Annotated in this window: 25 protein-coding genes; 9 read left to right on the forward strand and 16 right to left on the reverse strand. The window is 61.7% G+C overall.

Annotated features, from left to right (window positions below; genetic code table 11):
* Positions 1-26 precede the first annotated feature (26 nt).
* Entirely contained in the window at positions 27-551 is a 525-nt protein-coding gene (locus tag TRM7557_RS03280; protein WP_058288771.1) for a hypothetical protein, read from the forward strand.
* Between the two features lie 21 nt (positions 552-572).
* Here the strand turns inward: TRM7557_RS03280 and TRM7557_RS03285 are convergent, their stop codons facing one another.
* The 5 genes from TRM7557_RS03285 to TRM7557_RS03305 form a co-directional block, all read right to left on the reverse strand.
* Positions 573-1,577 (reverse strand): sterol desaturase family protein, encoded by a 1,005-nt coding sequence (locus TRM7557_RS03285; protein ID WP_058288772.1) that lies wholly within the window; start codon positions 1,575-1,577, stop codon positions 573-575.
* Positions 1,578-1,825: 248 nt separating this feature from the next.
* Positions 1,826-2,431 (reverse strand): pyridoxamine 5'-phosphate oxidase family protein, encoded by a 606-nt coding sequence (locus TRM7557_RS03290; RefSeq protein ID WP_058288773.1) that lies wholly within the window; start codon positions 2,429-2,431, stop codon positions 1,826-1,828.
* Positions 2,409-3,110, reverse strand: coding sequence for a lysophospholipid acyltransferase family protein (locus TRM7557_RS03295; protein WP_058288930.1), 702 nt, complete (start codon positions 3,108-3,110; stop codon positions 2,409-2,411). Before TRM7557_RS03295 ends, TRM7557_RS03290 begins: the two co-directional genes overlap by 23 nt.
* 44 nt (positions 3,111-3,154) lie before the next feature.
* The gene (locus tag TRM7557_RS03300; RefSeq protein ID WP_058288774.1) at positions 3,155-4,048 is read right to left on the reverse strand and encodes a cell division protein FtsX; all 894 of its coding nucleotides are present in this window, start codon (positions 4,046-4,048) and stop codon (positions 3,155-3,157) included.
* Positions 4,045-4,722, reverse strand: coding sequence for a cell division ATP-binding protein FtsE (locus TRM7557_RS03305; protein ID WP_058288931.1), 678 nt, complete (start codon positions 4,720-4,722; stop codon positions 4,045-4,047). Before TRM7557_RS03305 ends, TRM7557_RS03300 begins: the two co-directional genes overlap by 4 nt.
* 310 nt (positions 4,723-5,032) lie before the next feature.
* On the opposite strand from TRM7557_RS03305, the gene TRM7557_RS03310 reads away from it, so the two are divergent.
* Complete coding sequence (locus TRM7557_RS03310; protein WP_058288775.1) at positions 5,033-5,974, forward strand: zinc-ribbon domain-containing protein; 942 nt, start codon at positions 5,033-5,035, stop codon at positions 5,972-5,974.
* A gap of 53 nt (positions 5,975-6,027) precedes the next feature.
* Here TRM7557_RS03310 and TRM7557_RS03315 read toward each other — a convergent pair whose 3' ends face one another.
* The 5 genes from TRM7557_RS03315 to argH form a co-directional block, all read right to left on the reverse strand.
* Positions 6,028-8,715, reverse strand: coding sequence for a DUF4175 domain-containing protein (locus tag TRM7557_RS03315; RefSeq protein ID WP_082626494.1), 2,688 nt, complete (start codon positions 8,713-8,715; stop codon positions 6,028-6,030).
* Positions 8,716-8,801: 86 nt separating this feature from the next.
* Positions 8,802-10,067, reverse strand: coding sequence for a diaminopimelate decarboxylase (lysA, locus tag TRM7557_RS03320; RefSeq protein ID WP_058288776.1), 1,266 nt, complete (start codon positions 10,065-10,067; stop codon positions 8,802-8,804).
* Between the two features lie 126 nt (positions 10,068-10,193).
* Positions 10,194-10,361, reverse strand: a complete 168-nt coding sequence (locus TRM7557_RS19955) for a hypothetical protein (protein WP_165592402.1) — start codon at positions 10,359-10,361, stop codon at positions 10,194-10,196.
* 110 nt (positions 10,362-10,471) lie between these two features.
* Positions 10,472-10,657, reverse strand: coding sequence for a hypothetical protein (locus TRM7557_RS03330; protein WP_058288778.1), 186 nt, complete (start codon positions 10,655-10,657; stop codon positions 10,472-10,474).
* Positions 10,658-10,690: 33 nt separating this feature from the next.
* Positions 10,691-12,082, reverse strand: a complete 1,392-nt coding sequence (argH, locus tag TRM7557_RS03335; RefSeq protein WP_207382613.1) for an argininosuccinate lyase — start codon at positions 12,080-12,082, stop codon at positions 10,691-10,693.
* A gap of 24 nt (positions 12,083-12,106) precedes the next feature.
* On the opposite strand from argH, the gene TRM7557_RS03340 reads away from it, so the two are divergent.
* From TRM7557_RS03340 to phbB, 4 genes are all read left to right on the forward strand, one after another.
* A complete protein-coding gene (locus TRM7557_RS03340; RefSeq protein WP_058288780.1) occupies positions 12,107-12,706 on the forward strand; it encodes a TlpA family protein disulfide reductase in 600 nt (199 codons plus the stop codon).
* Positions 12,707-12,871: 165 nt separating this feature from the next.
* Positions 12,872-13,708, forward strand: coding sequence for an EAL domain-containing protein (locus tag TRM7557_RS03345; protein WP_058288781.1), 837 nt, complete (start codon positions 12,872-12,874; stop codon positions 13,706-13,708).
* Between the two features lie 280 nt (positions 13,709-13,988).
* Entirely contained in the window at positions 13,989-15,164 is a 1,176-nt protein-coding gene (locus tag TRM7557_RS03350; protein WP_058288782.1) for an acetyl-CoA C-acetyltransferase, read from the forward strand.
* Between the two features lie 224 nt (positions 15,165-15,388).
* Positions 15,389-16,111: an acetoacetyl-CoA reductase gene (gene phbB / locus TRM7557_RS03355; RefSeq protein WP_058288783.1), complete on the forward strand. Its 723-nt coding sequence runs from the start codon at positions 15,389-15,391 to the stop codon at positions 16,109-16,111.
* Between the two features lie 75 nt (positions 16,112-16,186).
* On the opposite strand, the gene TRM7557_RS19960 is transcribed toward phbB, so the two are convergent.
* Positions 16,187-16,327: an RSP_7527 family protein gene (locus tag TRM7557_RS19960; protein WP_165592403.1), complete on the reverse strand. Its 141-nt coding sequence runs from the start codon at positions 16,325-16,327 to the stop codon at positions 16,187-16,189.
* A 115-nt stretch (positions 16,328-16,442) separates the two neighbouring features.
* On the opposite strand from TRM7557_RS19960, the gene TRM7557_RS03360 reads away from it, so the two are divergent.
* Positions 16,443-17,387: a transcriptional regulator GcvA gene (locus tag TRM7557_RS03360; RefSeq protein ID WP_058288784.1), complete on the forward strand. Its 945-nt coding sequence runs from the start codon at positions 16,443-16,445 to the stop codon at positions 17,385-17,387.
* On the forward strand, positions 17,384-18,247 hold the full coding sequence (yddG, locus tag TRM7557_RS03365) for an aromatic amino acid exporter YddG (RefSeq protein WP_058288785.1): 864 nt from the start codon (positions 17,384-17,386) through the stop codon (positions 18,245-18,247). The genes TRM7557_RS03360 and yddG overlap by 4 nt, the downstream gene beginning before the upstream one ends.
* 77 nt (positions 18,248-18,324) lie before the next feature.
* On the opposite strand, the gene TRM7557_RS19500 is transcribed toward yddG, so the two are convergent.
* The 3 genes from TRM7557_RS19500 to TRM7557_RS03375 form a co-directional block, all read right to left on the reverse strand.
* Positions 18,325-18,492 (reverse strand): YdcH family protein, encoded by a 168-nt coding sequence (locus tag TRM7557_RS19500; RefSeq protein WP_074941857.1) that lies wholly within the window; start codon positions 18,490-18,492, stop codon positions 18,325-18,327.
* Between the two features lie 218 nt (positions 18,493-18,710).
* Positions 18,711-19,490 carry a tRNA1(Val) (adenine(37)-N6)-methyltransferase gene (locus TRM7557_RS03370; protein WP_058288786.1) on the reverse strand — a complete coding sequence of 260 codons (780 nt, stop codon included), beginning with the start codon at positions 19,488-19,490 and terminating at the stop codon, positions 18,711-18,713.
* Positions 19,483-19,701, reverse strand: a complete 219-nt coding sequence (locus tag TRM7557_RS03375; protein WP_058288933.1) for a putative signal transducing protein — start codon at positions 19,699-19,701, stop codon at positions 19,483-19,485. The genes TRM7557_RS03370 and TRM7557_RS03375 overlap by 8 nt, the downstream gene beginning before the upstream one ends.
* 72 nt (positions 19,702-19,773) lie before the next feature.
* Between TRM7557_RS03375 and TRM7557_RS03380 the strand changes: the two genes are divergently transcribed.
* Positions 19,774-20,772, forward strand: coding sequence for a polyprenyl synthetase family protein (locus TRM7557_RS03380; RefSeq protein WP_058288787.1), 999 nt, complete (start codon positions 19,774-19,776; stop codon positions 20,770-20,772).
* 7 nt (positions 20,773-20,779) lie between these two features.
* Here TRM7557_RS03380 and TRM7557_RS03385 read toward each other — a convergent pair whose 3' ends face one another.
* Both TRM7557_RS03385 and TRM7557_RS03390 read right to left on the reverse strand, forming a co-directional pair.
* Positions 20,780-21,643: a 4-(cytidine 5'-diphospho)-2-C-methyl-D-erythritol kinase gene (locus TRM7557_RS03385; RefSeq protein WP_058288788.1), complete on the reverse strand. Its 864-nt coding sequence runs from the start codon at positions 21,641-21,643 to the stop codon at positions 20,780-20,782.
* Positions 21,633-23,369 (reverse strand): tetratricopeptide repeat protein, encoded by a 1,737-nt coding sequence (locus TRM7557_RS03390; protein WP_058288934.1) that lies wholly within the window; start codon positions 23,367-23,369, stop codon positions 21,633-21,635. Before TRM7557_RS03390 ends, TRM7557_RS03385 begins: the two co-directional genes overlap by 11 nt.
* Between the last annotated feature and the right edge of the window lie 79 nt (positions 23,370-23,448).

Here is a 23,448-nt window from a genome sequence, read left to right on the forward strand (position 1 = left end):
CGGGCCTTTTTCTTTGGATTGAAGATGTGAAGAAACGCAGTCTGTATGTTGTTGTTCTGGGTGGTTTAGCACTTGGCTACACCGGGGCGAGCACGCTTTGGCCGCACCAAACCCGCGCAGAACAGATTGTCGAACTGTTCCAAGACTATTGCCTCCCGCCTTCCTCCAAACATTTGGAGGCCAAGATGAAGGCATCATTGATCCGGCGGGACCTGTTTCCCAAGAGCACGCATTGGGTCGACCCGGCGTCTGCCACCATTCTCACCCGTAACGCGCGCCGCTGTAGTATAAAGACAACGGCCCCAAGTGCCCTGACACGGCAGCAGGCAGAAGAGCTGAAAGCACGTCTGGATGCGCTGGTCCCTGACCTTTTCCCAAGCCTGCGTTTTGACCCAAAGTCCACATTAGGGCCCGAGACAATCTCCACAGCTTGGATGCAGGGTGGGCTGGCCTCGCCTGACCGTTGGGGGGTCTATGCGTTTTCCTATCCCGATTGGGGAGAAAACGCCGGTAGCATTCTCAGCTTTGTCAGACGTCCAACCTCGCAATAGCGACGTGCCCTATCGGCTGCATTATTCCGCCGGTGTGGACTGCCCCGTTTTGCTGCGCCGTCCTTTGCGCAAGCGTTTCGCAGCCTTCTTGAAAGGCACCCAATAGAGTTTCCAACAGCTGTCCATCTCCATTGACTTCATCCCAGCCACACCGAATTTCACGTCGCGATTGTCTTCGGGCATGATGTAGGTGCCAAAAACCACATCCCAAAGCGGGAACATGAAGGCAAAGTTCTTGTCGAAATGATCCGGGTGGCAGCTGTGGTGTACGTGATGGTGGGCAGGCGACGGGAAGATCTTGGACCAGGCGCCCGGCCAGCGCAGCCAGACATGGGAATGGCGCAGGTTGTAGGCCGCGATATTGAAGAGGAACATCAGGATCGGCACGCCCAGAACCGAAGGCAGCGCGGGCACCACATCCAACATCAGATAGGCAACCCCGGTGACCGCCCCATAGCCACCGCCGATCAGCAGCATATAGAGGAGGTTATCAACCGGGTGTTCTCGGTAGTTCGACAGCGGGTGCATGACTTCGGCGCTGTGGTGTACCTTGTGGAATTCCCACAGGATTGGCACCTTGTGCTGCAAGTAGTGGACCGCATAGCCCATGAAATCCACAACAATGGCCGACACCACCATATAGATCACAACAATGCCCCAGCTGAGCGGCCCCTGTTGGGTGGCGGTCAGCCCGGTGATCGCCTCACCGGTGACAAGGCGGAACATGCCTGCGCCGCTGGCGCCCAAAAGCCCCAGCAGGAAAAAGTGGCCAAGGAACTTGTGGAAGAAGAAGTAGCGCACATCCAACCAGGCAGAGGGGTGGTCCCAGACAGATTTCGGGAACAGGAACCCCAGAAAGCTGCTTTTGCCTTCGCTGCGATTGGCATGGCGATGCGCCCGCCAGATCAGAAATGCGGCCAAAAGAGAGGTCAGCACATAGAGCAGGAAGATCCTTTGGTTGGGATCAAAAGGGTTCATCAGCACGCTGACCACATGCCCGGAAAAGGTCGCTAGAAAATCCTGCATCTCATACCTCGCTCATATGGCCAGACCTGCGGCCGATGGAGTCGTTTCCCCTCCCTATCTTGGGAATACGGCGAAACTATGGGCGATTTGGAAACAGTAAGGGCGACCGCGAAGGCCGCCCTTGCCACGTGAGTGGTGGTCACGCTTTTTACGCACAGCAGAATGCGAGTGAGCCCAAGGCATTTGCCCTGCTCTCGGATCTCTTCACGCAGCAGCGCTGGGGTTCCGTCGCGGAAAACCCAAAAAAGTTACCACATTGTTTTGGCCGCGCGTGGCGCCCATTCACGGTCATAAGTGTCGCCCCCTTCTGCGCCTGAGGAGGCCTCGGCCAGCAGTTGACCGGCAGTGGGCAGGCCCGCGCTTTCGTCGCCACTGGTCCAGGTGCGCGCCCGCATCAGGGCGCGGGCGCATTGCGAATAGATTTCACCAATAGAAATCACGATGACGGTGGCGGGTTGCTTGCCATCCTTGTCAAACCGCGCCCGCAGCGCGGCATCTGCGGTAAGCTGCGCAGTGCCATTGAGGCGGATCACATTGTTGGAGCCCGGCACCAGAAACATCAGCGACACGCGGCCGTCGCGGATAATATTGCGCAGGGAATCCAGACGGTTGTTACCGCGCCAATCGGGCAAAGCCAGCGTGCCGGGATCCAGTTCCAGCACCACAGGACCATCATCGCCACGGGGGCTGTCATCGGTCCCTTCAGGACCAACCGTGGTCAGCATGCACAGCCGCGAGGCCATGATCCATTTGCGATACAGCGGCGTCATCTGCCGCACCACTTTGCGCAAAGAAGGCGCGCCGGGTTGTCCGTAACGCGCCTCCAAATCCTCAAGCGTTTTGATGTAGTCCATCTGGCTCAAACCCCGCTTCCCGCATCAGCTCATCTGACTTTGCTTCGACCCGAGTTTCCAGTGTTTCCATGAAGCTTTCGCGACCAAGACCGGGTTCGATCGGGTCGAGGAATTCAACCACCGCCGTGCCGGGTTTGCGCCCAATGCCCGTGCGCGGCCAAAGGACACCCACATTGGTCGCCACAGGCACGCAGGTCTGGTTCAGCTGTTCATAGAGAACCCCGGTGCCGACTTTGTATTCCTTTTTTGCGCCCGGTGCGACGCGTGTCCCTTGCGAATAGATGATCAGCTGGCCTGCGTCTTGGCGGCCTGCCTCAACGTCTTCGACCATCTTTTGGATGGCTGCACCGCGTTTGCCGCGATCCACCGCCACACAGTCCAGCAGCTTTGCGTATTGGCCAATCACAGGGGTGTAGAGGATTTCGCGCTTCATAATGAACTTGGCCGTCGGCAGCGCGGTGAAGATCATCATAATGTCCAGAAAAGACTGGTGCTTGGCGGCGATCAGCACTTCGCCTTGCGGGACGGTGCCGCGCACTTCGCAGCGGATCCCAACCAGCAGCCGGGCGGTCCAGAACACATAGCGTGAATAGCTCTTGCAGCAGACGCGCGCGCCCTTTTTGCTGAAGATCGCCCAAGGCGCAAAGACAAGGCCAAAAATCGGCATCATCAGATACATCTGCCCCACAAAGATAAGGGACCGAAGATATTGGATGGCGTGGCTCACGCAAGCTCTCCCAGTTTTTTATTGGCTGCACGGGTGGTGGCGACAAAGGCAACAGCACCGCCAAGAAGCGGGATCAGCAATGGCAACAGCCAGCCAACCCCCTGGAACCCCAGTCCGGTGAGGAAGCCGCCCTCATCTGAGGCGGCAGGCATCAACAGAACTCCGATCATGCCAAGCGCCATGCCCGCCCCGCCGCCGGCAAGGGCCCGCAGGGTGAAGCGGCGCACAAAGGCCTGCGCAATATAGCTGTCTTGCGCGCCCACAAGGCGCAGCACTTCAATGACTTGCGCGTTGGCTGACAGGGCCGCATTGGCCGCCAAGGTGATCATGGCCGCCATCGCGCCGCCGATCAGCAGGATGGACACCACCGACAGGCGCCGCAGCGCAAGGGCTGCATCGACCAGCGGGCGGCGCCAGCGGGCGTGGTCATCCAGCACCGCGCCGGGCACTTCGGCCTGAAGACGCAGACGCAGGCCGGTGGCATCATAGCCTGCCTCATCTTCGATCACCTCGATCAACTGCGGGATCGGCAGGCTGTCCACCGGCAGGCCAGAGCCGAACCACGGCGACAGAAGGGCTGCCTGTTCTTCGGCGGTCAACGCGCGGGCAGAGGCCACACCGGGGGTCTGCTGGAGGATCTTCAGCGCCGCTTCGGTTTGGGCGGCCTTTTGGGCGGCGGGCGCATTGATGCGCAGGGTGGCGGCGCGGGCCAGCTCGTCCGCCCAGCGGTCCGCGACCCGGCCCGAGGCCATCGACAGGGCGAGCGCAAAGACACAAAGGAACGCCATCGCGCCCGAGACAAACAGGGTCAGCTGCGCGGTGAACCCGGTGGGCGGCACAACGCGGTCGGCCTGTGCATCGCCCAGCAGCAGGGCTTTCAGAAACGTCATAGGTCTGCCCCCGCGAGCTGCAATTGTCGGCTGGAGATGCGCAGCACCCGTGCCTGCACCTGATTTTTGGCCGCACGGATCAGCGACAGATCATGAGTCGCCACAAGGATCGTCTTGCCCATATGGTTCAGTTCAACCAGCAGCCGCAGCAGGCGCTGCGACATTTCCCAATCAACGTTCCCGGTGGGTTCATCGGCGATAATGACGTCTGGCGACAGGATAACGGCGCGTGCTAGGGCAGCGCGCTGGCGTTCGCCACCGGACAATTCGGGCGGACGCGCATCCATCCGGTCGGTCAGCCCCACCCAGCTGAGGAGCTCGCGCAGATTGGCCTCTTCATCGGCGATGTCACGCCCCGAGACGGTCAGCGGCAGGGCGATGTTTTCCTTCAGTGTCAGGTGATCCAGAAACCGGCAGTCCTGATGCACGACGCCAATGCGGCGGCGCAGGTGGGCCATCTGGTCCCGGTCCAGACCGCGCACGTCCATATTGAACGCCCGCACCCGGCCAGAGGTTGGCGTCAGCGCGCCATAACACAGCTTCAGAAGCGTGGTTTTACCAGCGCCCGAAGGCCCGGTGAGGAAATGAAAGGAGCCTGACCCCAGCTGAATGGAGACATCGCTCAAGAGCTCGCCCCCGCCATAGTTATAGCCCAGATTGTCCAGCTCGATCACGTTTGGCCCCATTCAACCCCAAGAATACCGGGCTGTTTGTGCACCTTTGGACGGGCAGTTTCAATGGGTGTTCAACCGATCCCCCCTATTCGCCTGACCTCCGCCCCCCCCCCTGCCTAAACCCCTGCCTAAACCCCTGCCTAACCCCCTGCCCAGCCTGCGAGGCCCCGTGCCGTCATGGTTCGTGGACGCAACGCTCAGGAATATAAGCGCCTGCTTTCGGCATTTCTTCTTTTGCCAGCCTATTGAACGGCTTATGATCGCGGGAAACGTTACCGATATGGCGATTTGAGGCGACCGGGGAATTTTGATGCGACTGACCTGCCCCAACTGTGGTGCACAATATGAAGTGCCCGAGGATGTAATCCCGCCAGAGGGGCGCGATGTGCAGTGTTCGAACTGCGGCGATACGTGGTTTCAGCTCTCTGCTGAAGCGCTGGCTGCGGAACAGGAACAGAACGCGCCAGAGGCCGAAATGCCGATCGACGCGGCCGCCGAAGAGCGCCCCAAACGCGCCATTGATCCGCAGGTGTCGCAGATCCTGCGCGAAGAGGCCGAACGCGAAGCCGCCCTGCGTTCAGCCCCCGAAGGCAGTCTGGAAACGCAGACAGAAATGGGGCTGGAAGATACTTTTGATCCGGAAGGCAGCCCGAAGCCGGCCGCCCCCGCCGACGAGGTCGCGGCGGCAGATCCCGCCGCAGCAGCACCAGAACCCGACGTGGAAGACCCCGCTGCGCCAGACAGCGACGCCACCGAAGCCCCAGAAGTTACAGAAGTTACAGAGCCATCTGACACCTCGGGTGCGGTGCAAGTGGCCGATCCCGCGGAACATGCGGCCGTTGCTGCTGCCGTTCAGGGGTTGATGCAATCCGAAGACAAACCCGAACTCAAAGACCCCGCGCCAGCCCCGGCGCCTTTTGGGGGGCGCACACGTCGCAGCACCTCGCGTCGTGATTTGTTGCCCGATATCGAAGACGTCAGCCAGGATCTGTCCGGCGATGACACGATGACCCACAGCGGTGCGGCAGAAGACACTGTCGTTGCCGCCAAGCAGCGCAGCGGCGGTTTCCGCAGCGGCTTTGTCCTGATGCTTTTGCTGATGGGAATTGCGGTCTTTGTCTATGCTCAGGCGCCCGATATCGCAGATGTTCTGCCCGAAGCGGACAGCGCCCTGACAACCTATGTCAGTTGGGTCGATGGGCTGCGCCTGTGGTTGGATGATCTGGTGCGCGGCCTCAGCGCCGAAGCCTAACGGCCATGCCGCTGTCGGCGCGCCGGGTCACCCGCGGCGCCAGTTGAACCGTCTTAGAAATTGTCCAACAGGCGTTTGAGGTAGTCGCGTTCCTGTTCGCTGCGGTCGCGTTCACCGGCGCGGCGGCGCAGCTCTTCCAGCAGATCCCAAGCCCGCCGGCGCAGCTCTCCGCCGTTGAGCATATCATCGCCCAGATAATCGCCGAACTGGCCATTGCGGGAGCGTCCCAGCGGATCCAGCGCGTTGCCCATGCGCCCCGGATTGCCATCCTGCTGCCCACCGGGCTGGTTCTGTTGCTGATCGGCAAGCGCCTCTCCCAGTGCGCGCATGCCATCGCGCAGGGCTTCCATCGCCTCGGACTGCTGATCTATGGCGTCGCCAAATTCACCATCGCGCAGGGCCTGTTCAGCCCCGTCCATCGCACGCCCTGCCCGGTCGAGCGCGTCGCCCAGCGCTTCGCCTTCCGGTCCAGCGAGGGGCATATTGCCCTGTTGGTCGCTCAGCTGATTGCGCAGAGCCTGCTGGCGGCGCGCAAGATCGCCGGGGCCAGAGCCCTGACCCTGCTGAGTGCCCTCTTGCTGGCCTTGTCCTTCTTGACCTTGCCCGTTTTCACCCTGCCCGTCTTGGCCCTGGCCATTCTGACCTTGTTGCTGACCCTGTTGTTGGCCCTGCTGCCCGTTGGGCTGGCCCTGCGGGTTGAATTGCTGCTGAAGGTCACGGAAAGAGTCGTCCGACAGATCCTGCTGGTCACGCAGCGTGTCCGCCAGCCCTTCCATCGCCTGCTGACCGGGGCTGTTGCCCTGCCCGCCCTGACCTTGGGTGACGCGCATGTTTTCCATCATCTGCTGAAACTCGCGCAGGGCTTGCTCGGCTTCGGCCATGCGGCCCTGTTCCATCAGCTCCTGAATGCGATCCATCATCGCCTGCAGATCGGATTGCGACAGCGTCATGGAGTTTTCGCTCTGCTCTCCCGGATCCAGATCCTCGGCTTCTTCGGCGGCCTGCCGCGACAACTGGCGCATGTAGTCCTGCGTGGCGTCGCGCAGTTCCTGCATCAGGCGGGCAATTTCTTCGTCCGTGGCCCCATCGCGCATGGCCTGTGACAGGCGTTCCTGTGCCTGCCGCATCCGTTCCAGTGCATCGCCCACCTCGCCCTCTTCGAACTGCATTGCCAAAGTCCAGATCGCCTCGGCCAGTTGGTCCTGCGTTGTGAGGTCAAGCCCGCCGCTGTCCAAAGCGGCCTCCAGTTTGGAGAGGATGGCGCGCAGCTGCAGGTAATGTCCTGCCTCGCCAAACAGTTCGGATGGGTAATGGCCCATGGTGCGCAGGACCTGCGCAATGCGGCGGCCATTCTGGCGGCTCCAGAGCAGATCCCGGCGCTGTTCGATCAGCGCAGCGGCAACGGGATCAAAAAACCGGCGCGCGCCCAGCGGGGCTTGCAATAGCGCGGGGTCCGAAAGCTGCCCTGCGGCATCTTCGGCCACAAAGGTAAAGCGCACGGGCAGATTGGCCCAGGGATGTTCGCTGAAGTCATCAATCAGCGCTTCGGTGAACGCGCGGCGGTCACCGGTGAGGCTCAGCGGCAGTGGCAGCTCCAGTGCGGCGCGGGGCTCTGGGTCAATGGTCAGGCCATAGCGGCGGTCAATGGCCGCAAGGTCCAGTTCGATCCGAATAACACCGCCGGTGACGCCATAGTCATCTTGGGCCGAAAACGGCAGCGTCAAACTGCCATCGGCGGCGACCTCGCTGCTGCCTTCGGATTGGACAGAGGGGGCGCGGTCTTCGATCAGGCTGACCTGCCAGGCGCGCCCGTTTGGACCCAGGATCTGCAGCGCGCCGCCCTGCACCGCGGTAAAGGCCTGTTCGGGCGCGCTTGGGTCTGCGTCGTCGGCCAATGTCAGGGTCTGAGCCAATTGAAGCGCACCGACCTCGCCATAGAAACGCAAGGTGATGCGGCTGTTTTCCGGCAGGGACAAGGCCCCTTCAGGCTGGTCATTGAGGTAAAGCGCAGGCAGGCCCGTGTGGCGCGGCGGTTCGACCCAGCCTTCCCACGTGGGGCCGGACAGGCCCTGTCCTGCGCCGCCACGTGCCAGCTCTACCAGATCGCGGGTATGCCACAGAGAGCCAAACAACAGCGCAACCATCAGCGCCACAGCCGCAACAAAGCGCAGGGCATAGGGGTCACGGGCGGTCAGGCTGAGATCCGGGGATTGCGGGGTGGCGGCAGCGGCGCGGCGTTCCATGCGGGCGCGGTGCGCCTGCCAAAGGGCCACGGTTGCGGGATCCTCTGTGCCGGTGGCCTGTTGATCGCGCAAGGCCGCCAGCGGCTGCCCCGGCAGGGCAGCATCCACACGCGCCACCGCATCAGACTGGCGGGGCCAGAACAGCCGGGGCCGCGCATAAGCCAGCGCCGCGATCGCCGCAACAGCCGCCAGCCCGACACTGGACCACAGCACAGGGGTCGAACCAGAGGACAAGCCGCCCAGAAACACAAAGGCCATCCCGGCCATCAGCACACTGAACAGCGGCCAGAAGGCGCGCCACAGGGTTTCGCAGATCAGCCCCAGATGCGTGAGCCATACCGCCCGCCGCAAAACTCGGGGCGACACAGGGCGCGACACAGGGCGCGACACAGGGGGCGACACAGGGCGCGACACAGGGGGCGACACAGGGGAAGACCGGCTGTTTGACACAGCTGTTTTGGCCTGATGGGGCGTCTTGTCTGAAGGGCGTTGGATCATGCCGCGCGGCCTCCTGTTGGCGGGCCAGACGCGCATCTCCTTGGGAAGACCCCGCCGCAGGCTGACCGGCGGCGGGGCTTACGCGATTACAGCCACTCGGGGATGGTATCGCGGTTTATCATTTCGTCAAAGGTCGGACGCTTGCGGATGACCGCAAATTGATCGCCATTGACCAAAACTTCAGGGATCAGCGGGCGCGAGTTGTATTCGCTGGACATCACCGCGCCATAGGCGCCCGCCGAACGGAAGGCGACCAGATCGTCGGCCTGAAGCGGTGTCATCATCCGACCTTTGGCAAAGGTGTCGCCGGATTCGCAGACCGGGCCCACAATGTCATAGGCGGTCTGTTCGGTGCCCGGTTCGGCCTCGATCACCGGAATAATGTCGTGATGCGCCTCGTACATAGCCGGGCGGATCAGATCATTCATCGCGCCATCCAGAATGAGGAACTGGCGGTCCTCGCCCTGTTTCACATAGATGACCTTGGAGACCATAATCCCGGAGTTGCCCGCAATCAGGCGGCCCGGTTCGATCTCGATCTCGACATTCAGATGGCCGAGGGTTTCCTTGACCATGGCGCCATATTCCACCGGCAGGGGCGGCGCGTCATTGGAGCGCTCGTAGGGAATGCCCAAACCACCGCCCAGATCGAGGCGGCGGATATTGTGGCCATCGGCGCGTAGGGTCTCGGTCAGTTCGGCGACCTTCTGGTAAGCCAGACGGAAGGGCTCCAGCTCGGTCAACTGCGAGCCGATGTGGACGTCAATGCCGATCACCTCGAGGCCCTTCATCGACGCGGCCAACGCATAAACCTCGCGGGCGCGGGAAATCGGAATACCGAACTTGTTCTCGGACTTACCGGTCGCAATCTTGGCGTGGGTTTTGGCGTCCACATCCGGGTTCACGCGGATGGTGATCGGCGCGGTGACACCAAGGTCGAGCGCGACTTTATTGATCGTCTCCATCTCGGGTTCGCTTTCCACATTGAACTGACGGATGCCGCCGGTCAGCGCGGTGTGGATTTCCTCGGCGGTTTTGCCAACGCCCGAGAACACGATCTTGTCGCCCGGAACGCCTGCGGCCTTGGCGCGCAGGTATTCCCCCTGGCTCACCACATCCATGCCCGCACCGGCCTGGGCCAGCGTTTTCAGGATGGCCTGGTTGGAGGCGGCTTTCATGGCAAAACAGACCAGATGGTCCATGCCAGAGAGCGCCTCGTCAAACAGGCGGAAGTGCCGCAAGAGGGTTGCGGTGGAATAGACATAGAACGGGGTGCCCACGGCAGCCGCAATCTCGGCCACCGGCACGTCTTCGGCGTAGAGCGCGCCGTCGCGGTAGAGAAAATGATCCATGCCCCGCCTTTAGGGCAAAACGGGCGCGGGGATCAATGGATTCTGATCGCGGGGTACAATTCGCCGTCGCGGCACAGGCGCAACACAGGCGCAACACAGGCGCAACACAGCCCAGTTCCGGCTGGCTCAGAGGGTTGTTTTCACCCCAACGCGCGCCTCGCCGGAAATTGTCACCCCGGTTTTTACCGGCGCCTCGGTCTTGCGCTCGGGGGTCTTGCGCGCGGGCTGGTCGACATAGGGCCCGCCACAGGCCGCAAGCGCCAAGAGCAGGAAAGCTGCTAAGCTGTGTTTCATCAAAATGCTCCAAACAACAAAGGCCCCCACGCGGGTGGAGGCCTTTGATATGTGATCATGCAGAGGCTGTTTTCAAGGCGCGCGCTGGCACGGCGCCTAAATCACAGCGATTAGAGCCCGATGCCAATGGACACCGGTCCTTTGCGAACGCCAACATTGCCGCCGACATGCACGCCGCCCGGGCCAATGCCAATCCCGGCATTGAGCGACGGACGCACAGGTTCCCCATCCGCGCCGCAGCCCGCAAGGGCAACAGAGGCGGCAGTGACACAGGCAAGAAAGACGATCCGCATCATGGGGCCAGTTCCTTTTGCAATAGGCTGCGGGGCTTAACCCAGCAGCTCTTTCCAGCGGGCCACTTGCGCGCGCACCTGCGCAGGCGCGGTGCCGCCATAGCTCATCCGCGAGTTTACAGAGTTTTCGACGCCAAGCACGGTAAAGATGTCGTCAGTGATGCCCGCGTGGACGCCCTGCATGTCGTCCAACGTCAGATCGGGCAGGTCGCAGCCGCGGGATTCGGCCATAGCAACCAATGTGCCGGTGACATGGTGGGCATCGCGGAACGGCACCTTGAGGACGCGCACCAGCCAGTCGGCCAGATCGGTCGCGGTGGAGAAGCCCGAACCAGCCGCCGCTGCAAGGCTGTCGCGGTTGGCGGTCATGTCTTTGACCATGCCTTCCATTGCAGCCAGCGCCAGCATCCAGTTGTCGGCGGCGTCAAAGACCTGCTCTTTGTCTTCCTGCATGTCTTTGGAATAGGCCAGCGGCAGGCCCTTCATCACCATCATCAGCGCGGTGTTGGCGCCGTAGATACGGCCCACTTTGGCGCGGATCAGCTCTGCCGCATCCGGGTTCTTCTTCTGCGGCATGATCGACGAGCCGGTCGAGAACCGGTCCGACAGGGTCACAAAACGGAACTGCGCAGAGGACCAGATCACCAGCTCTTCGGCAAAGCGGGACAGGTGCATGGCGCAGATCGAGGCCACCGACAGGAATTCGAGCGCGAAGTCACGGTCCGACACCGCATCCAGCGAATTTGCAGTCGGGCGATCAAAACCCAGCGCCGCAGCAGTCATCTCGCGGTCGATCGGGAAAGAGGTCCCAGCCAGCGCGGCAGAGCCCAGCGGACATTCGTTCATCCGGGCGCGTGCGTCGCGCACACGGCTCAGGTCGCGGCCAAACATTTCCACATAGGCCATCATGTGATGGCCCCAGGTCACCGGCTGCGCGGTCTGCAGGTGGGTGAAGCCCGGCATCACCCAATCCGCACCGGCTTCGGCTTGGCTCAGCAGTGCGTTGATCAGCGCCAGAAGGCCCGCTTCAGCTGCATCAAACTGGTCGCGCACCCAGAGTTTGAAATCGGTCGCAACCTGGTCATTGCGCGACCGGCCTGTGTGCAGACGGCCTGCGGGTTCGCCAATGATCTCTTTCAGGCGCGCTTCGACATTCATGTGGATGTCTTCCAGCGCGGTGGAGAATTGAAAATTCCCGCTTTCAATCTCTGACAAAACGGTGAGCAGCCCTTCACGGATCGCCTCGGCGTCATTATCCGTAATGACACCGCTCGCGGCGAGCATCGCCGCATGGGCCCGCGAACCTGCGATGTCCTGGGAGGCCATCCGCTTGTCGAACCCGATCGAGGCATTAATCGCCTCCATGATCGCGTCCGGTCCGGCGGCAAAGCGGCCGCCCCACATTTGGTTCGAGGTCTTGTCTGTCATCTGGCTGAACCCTACGGAGATAATATGCGTCTGTTTCGTCTGATCCCCCTTTATATGGCGATGGCCTTGGGTGCAAACATCCTCGCCCCTGCTGTGCTGTCTACGGTGCATCTGGGGGCTGCACATGCGGAAGAGGTCGCCCTTGCCGACCTGCGTGAAGGGGATATGCGCAAGCTGATCTTTCACCCCACCCCAATGGCGGCGTCCGAGAAAAGCTTTCAACTGGCCGACAAGGCGGGCAGTGGCAGCCTTGCGGACTATCGCGGCAAAGTGGTGCTGTTGAACTTCTGGGCGACATGGTGCGCCCCCTGTCGCAAGGAAATGCCGATGCTTTCGGCCCTGCAGAAAGAATTCGGCGGCGAAGATTTCGAAGTGCTGACCCTGGCGACAGGTCGCAATACGCCCGGCGGCATTGCAAAGTTCTTTGATGAAAACGGCCTGACAGACCTGCCCCGCCACCAAGACGGCAAGGGTCTGCTGGCCAAGGACATGAAGGTCTTTGGCCTGCCAACCACGGTGATCCTGGACCGCGAAGGTCAGGAAATCGCCCGCCTGCGTGGCGATGCCGATTGGTACTCGGACAGCGCAAGGGCCATTGTTGCGGCCCTGGTGGCAAAAGACTGACCCCGCGCAGCAGAAATGACGTCGATCCGACCGCGCGCCTTTAGCTAAAAGGCGCGCTTTAATTTTCGAGCAACCCTTTTGGAACAGAGTACTATACGAGCAGGTAGCTGGGGAGACTCAGCTTTTGTTTGGTAGATATTCGGCCCAAAGCCCGAGGTTAGCGACGTGAAGAAACGCCATTTTTGGAAAACCGACATTCCCGAAGGGGGCGAAAACCCGCTGAATGCAGCCGTGGTTGCCCGGGATCGCAGCACCGTTGATATGGTCGCCGAGGCCGTCAAACACGACCAGACACTTCTGGCGTTCCAGCCGATTGTACAGGCGGCAAACCCCGGCATGATCGCGTTTTTTGAAGGATATATCCGTGTCATGGACGCCACGGGTCGAATCATTCCCGCGCGCGACTTCATGCCGGTGATCGAAGAACGCGAGCTGGGCCGCAAGCTGGACGCGCTGGCCTTGGAACAGGGGCTGAAAACCCTGTCGCGCAACCCAAACATTCGCCTGTCGATCAATATGTCTGCACGGTCGATTGGCTACAGCCAATGGATGCGCGTGCTGGAGACCTATCTGAAACGGGATGAGTTTCTGGGAGAGCGGCTGGTTCTGGAAATCGCCGAAGCCTCTGCCATGGCCGCGCCCGAGCTGGTGATCGACTTTATGGATCAGATGCAGCAGCACGGCATTGCCTTTGCGCTGGATAACTTTGGCGCGGGCACAACCGCAATTGGACATTTCCGCGAGTTCTTCTTTGATGCGGTCAAAATTGATGGCCAGTTTGTGCGCGGGGTCCACGCCAACCACGACAACCAATCCGTGGTGCGGTCGCTGATTGCCATTGCCAAACAGTTCGACATGTTTGTCGTGGCCGAGTCGGTAGAGCGGGAAGAAGACGCCGCCTTCCTGATTGATGCGGGCGCGGACTGTCTGCAGGGGTTCCTCTATGGCGCGCCGACCATCAATCCACCTTGGGAAGCGCGCAACGAACAGAAGCGCGCCTAACCTAAGGGCAACGTCCCCCCATGCAAGGACCATCGCGCCAAGGGCCACTTGAACGGCCATTCAAGCCTTTACATCATTGTTACGCACAGTGATCGTTTTGCGATATTTTATTGCGCGAAAGTTCACAACTATTGCTGCAACTGCAAACATGGGCTATGCCTGTCCTCAATAGGGAGGAGACGTCGCATTCGCGGTCGACGCCCCCGGCCACGGCGCTGCTGCTGGCCCTGGTGCCCCCGCGATGTGTGTTTCCGCTTTCAAAGGCAGAGGACCACCAATCATGACCAATGTAGTTATTGCATCCGCCGCGCGCACAGCTGTCGGCAGCTTTGGCGGCGCGTTCGCCAATACAGCCGCCCACGATCTGGGCGCAGCCGTATTGGAAGCCGTCGTAGAACGTGCAGGCATCGACAAATCCGAAGTGTCGGAAACGATCCTTGGTCAGGTTCTGACAGCCGCTCAGGGCCAGAACCCGGCCCGTCAGGCCCATATCAACGCCGGCCTGCCGCAAGAATCAGCGGCCTGGAGCCTGAACCAAGTCTGTGGGTCCGGCCTGCGCGCTGTCGCCCTGGGCGCACAGCACATTATGCTGGGCGATGCCTCCATCGTTGCGGCCGGCGGTCAGGAAAACATGACCCTTTCCCCCCATGCGGCACATATGCGTGCCGGCACCAAAATGGGCGACATGAAATACATCGACACCATGATCCGCGACGGGCTGTGGGATGCGTTCAACGGCTACCACATGGGCCAGACTGCCGAAAACGTTGCCGAGAAATGGCAGATCAGCCGCGAGCAGCAGGATGAATTCGCCGTCGCCTCGCAGAACAAGGCAGAAGCCGCCCAGAAAGCCGGCAAATTTGCCGATGAGATCGCAGCCTTCACCGTGAAGCACCGCAAGGGTGACATCATTGTCGATTCGGACGAATACATCCGCCACGGCGCCACGATTGAAGCCATGCAGAAACTGCGCCCCGCCTTTACCAAAGACGGTTCTGTCACCGCAGCGAACGCCTCTGGCCTGAACGACGGCGCAGCCGCAACCCTGCTGATGAGCGCCGATGACGCCGAAAAGCGCGGGATCGAGCCGCTGGCGCGCATCGCATCCTATGCGACCGCAGGCCTTGACCCGTCCATCATGGGCGTTGGTCCGATCTATGCCTCCCGCAAGGCGCTGGAGAAAGCAGGCTGGTCCGTCGACGATCTGGATCTGGTCGAAGCCAACGAAGCCTTCGCCGCGCAGGCCTGTGCCGTGAACAAAGACATGGGCTGGGATCCGTCGATCGTGAATGTGAACGGTGGCGCCATTGCCATTGGCCACCCGATTGGTGCGTCCGGTTGCCGCGTCCTCAACACGCTGCTGTTCGAAATGAAGCGCCGCGACGCCAAGAAGGGTCTGGCGACCCTGTGTATCGGCGGTGGCATGGGTGTCGCGCTCTGCGTTGAGCGTCCGTAAAATCGCATTAAAAACAAGCAAGTTAGAGGGGCGCCGCGGGTGCCCCTTTCTTTTTTGCTGGGCCGTTACATTGGCCCGATTATGGTGGGGGTGCGCCAAATCTCCTCTCCGGAGTGGCGCCATGATTCTGCATGTGCAAAATTTCATCGCGAAATTTTATTGCAGTTGCAGCATTCATTGTGCAATATGATTACGAAGTGAAGACAAGTTGGAGGACTACTAAAATGGCACGTATCGCTCTCGTCACCGGCGGCTCACGCGGCATCGGCGCGGCAATTTCCAAAGCGCTGAAAGCCCAGGGCTGCGAGGTCGCAGCAACCTACGCCGGCAATGACGAAGCCGCCGCCGCGTTTACTGAGGAAACCGGTATCAAGACCTACAAGTGGAACGTCGGCGACTACGAGGAAAGCGCCGCCGGTATCGCAAAGGTCGAGGCAGAGCTGGGTCCGATCGACATTGTCATCGCCAACGCAGGCATCACCCGTGACGCGCCCTTCCACAAGATGACCCCGGAACAGTGGCATCAGGTGGTCGACACCAACCTGACCGGCGTGTTCAACACGGTGCACCCGGTCTGGCCGGGCATGCGCGAGCGTGGCTTTGGCCGCATTGTGGTGATCTCCTCCATCAACGGTCAGAAGGGTCAGTTCGCGCAGGTGAACTATGCCGCGACCAAGGCCGGTGACCTGGGCATCGTCAAATCGCTGGCTCAAGAGGGCGCAGCCAAAGGCATCACCGCCAACGCGGTCTGCCCCGGCTATATCGCAACCGAAATGGTCATGGCTGTGCCCGAGAAAGTCCGCGACAGCATCATCGGCCAGATCCCGGCCGGTCGTCTGGGCGAACCGGAAGAGATCGCACGCTGCGTGGCCTTCCTGGCATCCGACGACGCCGGTTTTGTCAACGGCTCCACCATTTCTGCAAACGGCGGTCAGTTCTTCGTCTGACCCCGATTGCCAGACATGCAAAAGGGCCGGTCGTTGCGACCGGCCCTTTCTTAATCCCGTAAGAACCCTGCGCGCTCAGGCCCAGCGGGAAATCCGGATGCCGCGCCATTCAGACAGGCGCAGGGCGGAAAAGAGGCGGCGCACGGCGGCGCTGCGTTCCTTGTGCGCCTGCTCCATGGCGCGTTTGACATCGGCGTGAGTGGTTGCTTCAAACATGTCGGCCTCCTTTAGTTTCGATTGAGTATCCTTGACCTGCAGCCAATATGCGCCTTTGCTGTTCAGGCTACAAACGAGACTTCTTCGGCTTTCACTTAAGGAAAACTTGTCTGACATGTCCGACCGCCTCCCTCCCCTCACCGCGCTGCGGGCCTTTGACGCTGCGGCACGGCATATGTCCTTTGCCATGGCGGCAGCCGAGTTGAACGTGACCCCCGCCGCCCTGTCGTTTCAGATCAAATCGCTGGAAGAACATCTGGGCACGCCCCTGTTTCGCCGCCTCAATCGCGCGGTCGAGCTGACAGAGGCCGGGCGCACGCTGGCACCGGGCGCGGATGAGGGGTTTCGTGCCCTGACGCAGGCCTGGAGTTCAACCCGGCGGCTTCTGGATGACACGACCCTGACCGTAACGGCAGGGCCTGCTTTAACGGCCAAATGGCTGGCGCCGCGGCTGTTTGATTTTGCCCGCAGCCACCCCGAGATCGAATTGCGCCTGTCGGCCTCTCTCAAGATGGTGGACCTGCGCCGCGATGATGTGGATGTGGCGATCCGCTTTGGCACCGGCGCGGATGAGGGGCTGTCTTCGGTGCCAGTGCGGCGGGAATGGATGGTTCCGGTGATGACCCCCGATCTGGCCGAACGGTTCCCGACGCCGCAAAGCTTGCGAGACGCCCCGCTGATCCATGATGATTCCATAAGTTTTCTGAATCCGCGCTGCGACTGGCCCGCGTGGTTTCGCGCTGCCGGGGTGGCGGATGACCCGCTGCCGGGCACGCATTTTTCAAACGCCGATCATGCGGTCGATGCGGCCTGTGCGGGGCTTGGCGTGGCATTGGCGCGGCGGCCCATGATTATCAAAGACGTGCAGGAAGGCCGTCTGGTGGTGCCGTTCAAACTGGCGATCGAAACCCGCGCGCGGTTTCGGTTCCTCTGCCTGCCAGAGGCCGAGAAGCGCCCGCAGATCCGCGCCTTTCGCGACTGGTTCCTTGCAGAGATCGACAAGACCGCAGATATGTGGGCTGACATTGAAATCATCCCGGTAGAGGACGTTTCCGAGTGAACCGCACCCGCGCGACCGCCATTGGCTTTATTGCAGTACTTCTTTGGGCACTGCTGGCCCTGTTGACTGTCGGCACTGCGCCAACACCGCCCCTACTGCTGAACACAATCTGCTTTGCCATTGGCGGTGCGATTGGTTTGATCTGGGTCGCGGCGACCAAAAGCTGGGCAGAACTGGTGGCGGTGCCATGGCGGGTCTATACCTTTGGCACGCTTGGGATCTTTGGCTATCACGCGCTTTATTTTTCCGCCCTGCGGGCGGCCCCTGCCGCCGAGGCGGGGTTGATTGCCTATCTCTGGCCGTTGCTGATCGTGCTGTTTTCCGGCCTCCTGCCCGGCGAACAGCTGCGGCGTGGGCATTTGATTGGCGCGGTGCTGGCCTTTGCGGGCGCGGGGCTGCTGGTTGCAGGCGGCGCGCAGGGGCTGCGGATGGAATATGCCCTGGGCTATGGGCTTGCGCTGCTTTGTGCGCTGACGTGGTCGGGGTATTCGGTGGGATCGCGGCTGATTGGTGATGCGCCGACCAGTTCGGTTGCGGTGTTCTGTCTGGCCAGCGCGCTGGGGTCCGGCGTGCTGCATCTGGCCCTGGAAGACACGATCTGGCCGCAGGGCACGCTGGGCTGGGCTTCTGCGATTGGGCTGGGGCTGGGCCCTGTGGGGTTGGCGTTTTACGTCTGGGACATTGGCGTCAAGAAGGGCGACATCCAGATGCTGGGCACCAGTTCTTATGCCGCGCCTTTGCTGTCGACCGTGATTTTGGTGGCCGCTGGCGTGGCCGCACCCACATGGTCGCTGGGGCTGGCCGCCCTGTTGATCACCGGCGGTGCAGCATTGGCAGCGCGCGCGTCCCATCAGGCCTGAGCGACCCAATCGGACCAACGAAACAGGGCTCTGCAAACGCAGAGCCCTTCTTCACGTCCAAGTGCGGAATTCCGATGTCAGGCGTCCATGAGACGCGAGATTTCGTCCTTCAGCTGTAATTTCTTCTTCTTCAGCATTGCTACCTTAAGAGGGTCGGTGGCTGGGGATTTTTCCATTTCTTCGACTTCGAAACTGAGATGCTCGTGCTTCTTCTTCAATTCGGTGAGATGCGAGCTGAGGCTCATCGTCTATCCTCCTTTTCTACAGTCTGAGTTCACAACAGGAGAGAGTGGAGCACAGCACAGGGGCGCTTGTCACGCTGCGGTCGCAAAAGAAGGCCGTGAATTTCGACGCAATTCGTCTCAATCGGCCAAACACCGCCGATTAGGAAAGCGCGCGCATATCTGGTGATCGGCGGTGAATCACCCTTTGAACAGACCCGCCAGCCCGCTTGGCGGCCGGCCTAGCCCGCAGGCCAGCCAATCGCTGCCCCATCCCGCAGGACGGCGCGAATCTCTGGCCGCATGTCTTCGCCGTCCTGATCGTGACGCGCGCCCTGATGCAGAATGCGCGGGCTATGCAGCCGAAACGCCGCGCGCCCCTCTTTGCGGGCCCGCAGGATCACAAGTTCCGCCATGCGCCCGTCGCGCGGGGCCAAGGGCAGCACCTCGAGCGACCCCAGCCGCCCGGAACAGGCCGCCAGCACATCAGAGAGCCGGTCCGCTTTCTGGATCATATGCAGATACCCCCGCGGCCTGAGGCGTTTGGCAGCAATGCTGATCCAGTCGTCAAGCGGGGTCTCTTCCCCCAAGGCGGTCCGGCGGCCTGCATCGCGCGCCTGACTGTGCGCGCCTGCCCGGTAATAGGGCGGGTTGGCGATCACGTGATCAAACGACTGCTGACGCAGCGCTTCGGGAAGTGCGGCCAGATCCGCGCAATAGACATCTACCGTTGCGTCATTCAGCGCGGCATTGCGTCGCGCCAGATCCGCATAAGCGGCCTGCAGCTCTACCCCGGACAGGGTCAGCCCCGACACCCGTTGGTTCAGACACAACAGCGCCTGCCCCGCGCCACAGCCCAGCTCCAGCACGCTTTGTCCCGGTCGCGCATTGACGCTGGCCGCAAGGAAAACAGGGTCTACGCCGGCGCGATAGCCCGATTTTGGCTGCTGGATCTGCACCCGGCCATCCAGAAAACCGTCCTGTGTAAGATCCGCATCGGCAAAAAGGGCAAGATCAGTCATCGCTGGTGGCAATTCCATTGTCGCGCATCGCACGAAGCGCCCGTGCATGGTCGTCCGCCCGCACAAGCAGGCGTCGGGGGAAAATTCCGATGCCTCCTTCGAGGATGCTCATATTTACGTCCATTTGAAAGCAGTCTATATCCTCTCCCTCAAGAAGAGCTGTGGCAAAGGCCAGAACTGTCGGATCCGTGCTGCGCAAAAGTTCTTTCATGATCATGGATGTAAGGGCATGGGCGCTTGCTTGTCGAGACACCAGTTCGACAGACGCCCAATCGGGAAAAGAATGGACCAGATGAACACGCAAAAGCCCCATGAACTGCTGGCCGATACGCTGGCGTCCGAAATGGAAGCCGTCAACGCGTTGATCCAGACCCGGATGGCCTCCAAACACGCGCCGCGCATTCCCGAAGTGACCGCCCATTTGGTCGAGGCAGGCGGCAAACGCCTGCGCCCGCTGCTCACGCTCGCTGCGGCCAAGATGTGCGGTTATGAAGGCGATGACCATGTGAAACTGGCCGCCACAGTCGAATTCATTCACACCGCAACCCTACTGCATGATGATGTGGTGGATGAAAGCGGCCAGCGCCGGGGGCGTCCGACGGCGAATCTTTTGTGGGACAACAAAAGTTCGGTCCTCGTGGGCGACTACCTGTTTGCACGCAGCTTCCAGCTGATGGTGGAAACCGGATCTTTGCGCGTTCTGGACATTCTGGCAAATGCCGCCGCGACCATCGCCGAAGGCGAAGTGCTGCAAATGACCGCCGCCAGCGATCTGAAGACCACGGAAGACATTTACCTGCAGGTGGTGCGCGGCAAGACGGCTGCGCTGTTCTCGGCGGCAACCGAAGTGGGTGGCGTGATCGCCGCGCGCGAGGCGGCCGAGGTTCAGGCGCTTTATGACTACGGCGACGCGCTGGGGATCGCCTTCCAGATTGCCGATGACCTGTTGGATTATCAGGGCGACACGAAGGCGACCGGTAAAAACGTCGGGGACGACTTCCGCGAACGCAAGCTCACTCTGCCGGTGATCAAAGCCGTAGCGCAGGCAACGGACGAAGAGCGCGCCTTCTGGGTGCGCACCATTGAAAAAGGCCGCCAAGAAGACGGCGATCTGGAGCACGCGCTGGAGCTGATGGCGAAATACGGCACTCTGGAAGCCACCCGTCAGGATGCGCTGGGTTGGGCCGCCAAAGCCCGCGAAGCGCTGGAAATCCTGCCCGAGCACCCGATCCGCCAGATGCTGAGCGATCTGGCAGCTTACGTGGTGGCGCGCCTGAACTAAGGGTGCCTTAGTTCAGGGTAGTGGCGTAGCACCACCAATCGGCCTGTTCTGTGCCGATGTCATAGGCCGCCATATGGGCGGCCTTTTTCGTGGGGTAGAGCGCAAAACAGGTGGCCCCAGACCCTGACATCCGCGCCATCAGCGCGTCACTTGTGCCGCGCAGGTCCGACAGCACCCGGTCGATCACCGGCGCGTTCTGTATGGCAGGGGGTTCCATGTCATTGCGCTGTTCGGCCAACCATGCGGCGCAATCCTCGGGGCCTGTGAAGGCCGGGATCTCCTCCGGCATGGGGGCGTTGTCGCGCCGTTCCAGCCCGTTGAAAATCGCGCCCGTCGGCACGTGAACGCCGGGGTTCACCAACAGGGCATGCAGCTGCGGCAGTGCGACAGCTGTCAGGTCTTCGCCGATCCCGCGCATCCGCGTGGCGCGACCTGCGACGCAGACGGGCACATCCGCCCCCAGCGACAGGGCCAGCCCCTCGGGGATATCCACGCCCTGCGCGGCCAGGGCGTTGAGAACCGCAGCAGCATCCGACGACCCGCCGCCGATCCCTGCCCCATGTGGCAGGTTTTTGGCCAGTTTGATATGCCCGGTCCAGCCAGCACCTTCGGCCGCCTGCCAGACCAGATTGCGCGCGTCGGTGGGCACGCCGGACGCAAAGGGGCCAGCGACATCAATCGACAGCGCATCGCCCGGCGTCAGGGTCAGCCGGTCGCCCATATCGGCAAAGGCCACCAGCGAATCCAACAGGTGATAGCCGTCATCACGACGGCCAGTGATATGAAGACTGAGATTGACTTTGGCCGGAGCAAGAACGGGAGCAAGAAACGGGGCAGAAACGGGGGCAGACACCGGCGTCTTAGCCGTCATTGGCCACCTTCAACGGCTCTGCGCCTTCTTCTTCGAGCACCAGATCAAGTCCCACATCCAGCTTGCGGCGGATGCGATCGGGATCGGCCTCTCCGTCGGTTTCATCTTCGGGAATGAACGACAGGGCGCGCTTCCACTGGAATTCTGCTTCCAGATGACGACCCACAGCCCAATAGACATCGCCAAGATGATCATTGACGACCGGGTCCACCGGCATCAGTTCAACCGCGCGTTCCATATGACCCACAGCTTCGCCATAGCGGCCAAGGCGATAGAGCACCCAACCAAGGCTGTCGACGATATAGCCGCTGTCGGGACGGGCCGTGACCGCGCGTTCGATCATATCAAGCGCCTCGTCCAGTTTCTCGTGGCGTTCCACCAGCGAGTAACCAAGGTAATTGAGCACCTGCGCCTGATCCGGGTTCAGCTCTAGCGCCGCCCGGAAATCCGCTTCGGCCTTGTCCCAGTCTTTCAGACGTTCGTGGCAGATCCCGCGCGCATACAACAGGAACCAGCGGTTGCCTGCATCTTCGCCCGCCAGCGACAGCGCCTTGTCATAAGCCGCGACAGCCGCTGCATAGTTTTCTTCCTGCCGCATCAGATCGCCCAGATCCATGTGGCCAATAACCGAATCCGGGACATCCCGGATCAGCTGTTCCAGAACTTCGGCGGCGGCGCCGGGTTTGGCGGCGCGGCGCAGGGCCTCGGCGCGGCCCAGTTCCGCGGCGTGATAATCCGCACTTTCGCGCGGCACCTGTTTGTAGACGGCGATCGCCAGCTCATAGCGGCCCAGCTTGTCCAACAGCTCCGCGCTCAGCAGCAGGGCATCCACGTGGTCCGGGCGCAGCGCAGTGGCAGAGCGCGCATAGAGCAGCACATAGTCATCCGCGGCCTCGTTCTGCAGGGCAGAGGCCAGCACAAAAAAGACCTCGGCCAGACCCTCACGGGGGCTGGGGGCAATGGTGAAGGACAGCGCCTCTCCGGCGGCGAGCGCCTCGCTCATCCGGGTCAGGCTCGGATCCAGATCGCTTCCGAAGGATTCGGTGAGAACCTGAAGGGCATCATCCGTCCGGCCCAGCTGCGACAGCACCTCAACACGGGCAATGGCTGCGCGCCGCGAGCTGCGGCCCAGCTGGCCACCATTGTCCGAGAACAGGCGCTCCGCGCCTTCGAAATCCCCGACAGAGGCCAGCGCCAGCGCCTTGTGGTAAAGCGCGAAGAACCGCAGTTCCTGCTGTTTGGCGACCTCATCAAAGGTCTCCAGCGCCTTTTTTGCCGCGCCCTGCCCCATATGGGCCCAAGCCGTCAGCAGACCATCCACCAAGGGGCTGATCTGTTCGTTTTCCAGATCCCGGTCGAGGAGGGCAGCAAAATCGCCGGTTTCGCCTGCATGGGCGGCGGCAACGATATTGGCCACCTGACTGCGCAAGCCGCTGTCCTGCATCCGCTGCGCCACTGGCACGGCAGCTTTCAGATTGCCAAGCGCCAGCTGGGTATAAACCAGACTTTCCATAAGGTTGGGGTTTGCCGGATCCCGCACCAGTGCGCGGGTGAAATACTGCGCGGCGGCGGCAAAATCACTGTCTTGGGTGGCGCTGCGGCCAGCCAGATAGGCCCCAACCAGCCCATCTGCCTGCGCGGGTCCGGCGCTGCCGATCTGCACGGTGGATACGGTTGCCAGCAAAATCGCGGCAGTGCTGAGGCGGCGCAGGAATGAAACGGGCACGAAGGCTTCCCCCATCGAAATGGATAGTAATCCCACGAATCGTAGTGCCCAGCCCCCGGAACTGCAATGGGGCGCCCGT

This window comes from Tritonibacter multivorans (genome assembly GCF_001458415.1).
GTDB lineage: Bacteria > Pseudomonadota > Alphaproteobacteria > Rhodobacterales > Rhodobacteraceae > Epibacterium > Epibacterium multivorans.

What these genes read in the sequence shown, in the direction of transcription:
- TRM7557_RS03380 (WP_058288787.1), top strand. Translation starts at nt 19,774, where the DNA reads ATGGACCAGATGAACACGCAAAAGCCCCATGAACTGCTGGCCGATACG.
- TRM7557_RS03300 (WP_058288774.1), bottom strand. Translation starts at nt 4,048, where the DNA reads ATGACGTTTCTGAAAGCCCTGCTGCTGGGCGATGCACAGGCCGACCGC.
- TRM7557_RS03375 (WP_058288933.1), bottom strand. Translation starts at nt 19,701, where the DNA reads ATGAAAGAACTTTTGCGCAGCACGGATCCGACAGTTCTGGCCTTTGCC.
- TRM7557_RS19960 (WP_165592403.1), bottom strand. Translation starts at nt 16,327, where the DNA reads ATGTTTGAAGCAACCACTCACGCCGATGTCAAACGCGCCATGGAGCAG.
- TRM7557_RS03370 (WP_058288786.1), bottom strand. Translation starts at nt 19,490, where the DNA reads ATGACTGATCTTGCCCTTTTTGCCGATGCGGATCTTACACAGGACGGT.
- TRM7557_RS03385 (WP_058288788.1), bottom strand. Translation starts at nt 21,643, where the DNA reads ATGACGGCTAAGACGCCGGTGTCTGCCCCCGTTTCTGCCCCGTTTCTT.
- TRM7557_RS03350 (WP_058288782.1), top strand. Translation starts at nt 13,989, where the DNA reads ATGACCAATGTAGTTATTGCATCCGCCGCGCGCACAGCTGTCGGCAGC.
- argH (WP_207382613.1), bottom strand. Translation starts at nt 12,082, where the DNA reads ATGACAGACAAGACCTCGAACCAAATGTGGGGCGGCCGCTTTGCCGCC.
- lysA (WP_058288776.1), bottom strand. Translation starts at nt 10,067, where the DNA reads ATGGATCATTTTCTCTACCGCGACGGCGCGCTCTACGCCGAAGACGTG.
- TRM7557_RS03285 (WP_058288772.1), bottom strand. Translation starts at nt 1,577, where the DNA reads ATGCAGGATTTTCTAGCGACCTTTTCCGGGCATGTGGTCAGCGTGCTG.
- TRM7557_RS03315 (WP_082626494.1), bottom strand. Translation starts at nt 8,715, where the DNA reads ATGATCCAACGCCCTTCAGACAAGACGCCCCATCAGGCCAAAACAGCT.
- TRM7557_RS03290 (WP_058288773.1), bottom strand. Translation starts at nt 2,431, where the DNA reads ATGGACTACATCAAAACGCTTGAGGATTTGGAGGCGCGTTACGGACAA.
- phbB (WP_058288783.1), top strand. Translation starts at nt 15,389, where the DNA reads ATGGCACGTATCGCTCTCGTCACCGGCGGCTCACGCGGCATCGGCGCG.
- TRM7557_RS03360 (WP_058288784.1), top strand. Translation starts at nt 16,443, where the DNA reads ATGTCCGACCGCCTCCCTCCCCTCACCGCGCTGCGGGCCTTTGACGCT.
- TRM7557_RS03330 (WP_058288778.1), bottom strand. Translation starts at nt 10,657, where the DNA reads ATGATGCGGATCGTCTTTCTTGCCTGTGTCACTGCCGCCTCTGTTGCC.
- TRM7557_RS03295 (WP_058288930.1), bottom strand. Translation starts at nt 3,110, where the DNA reads ATGTATCTGATGATGCCGATTTTTGGCCTTGTCTTTGCGCCTTGGGCG.
- TRM7557_RS03340 (WP_058288780.1), top strand. Translation starts at nt 12,107, where the DNA reads ATGCGTCTGTTTCGTCTGATCCCCCTTTATATGGCGATGGCCTTGGGT.
- TRM7557_RS03310 (WP_058288775.1), top strand. Translation starts at nt 5,033, where the DNA reads ATGCGACTGACCTGCCCCAACTGTGGTGCACAATATGAAGTGCCCGAG.
- TRM7557_RS19955 (WP_165592402.1), bottom strand. Translation starts at nt 10,361, where the DNA reads ATGAAACACAGCTTAGCAGCTTTCCTGCTCTTGGCGCTTGCGGCCTGT.
- TRM7557_RS19500 (WP_074941857.1), bottom strand. Translation starts at nt 18,492, where the DNA reads ATGAGCCTCAGCTCGCATCTCACCGAATTGAAGAAGAAGCACGAGCAT.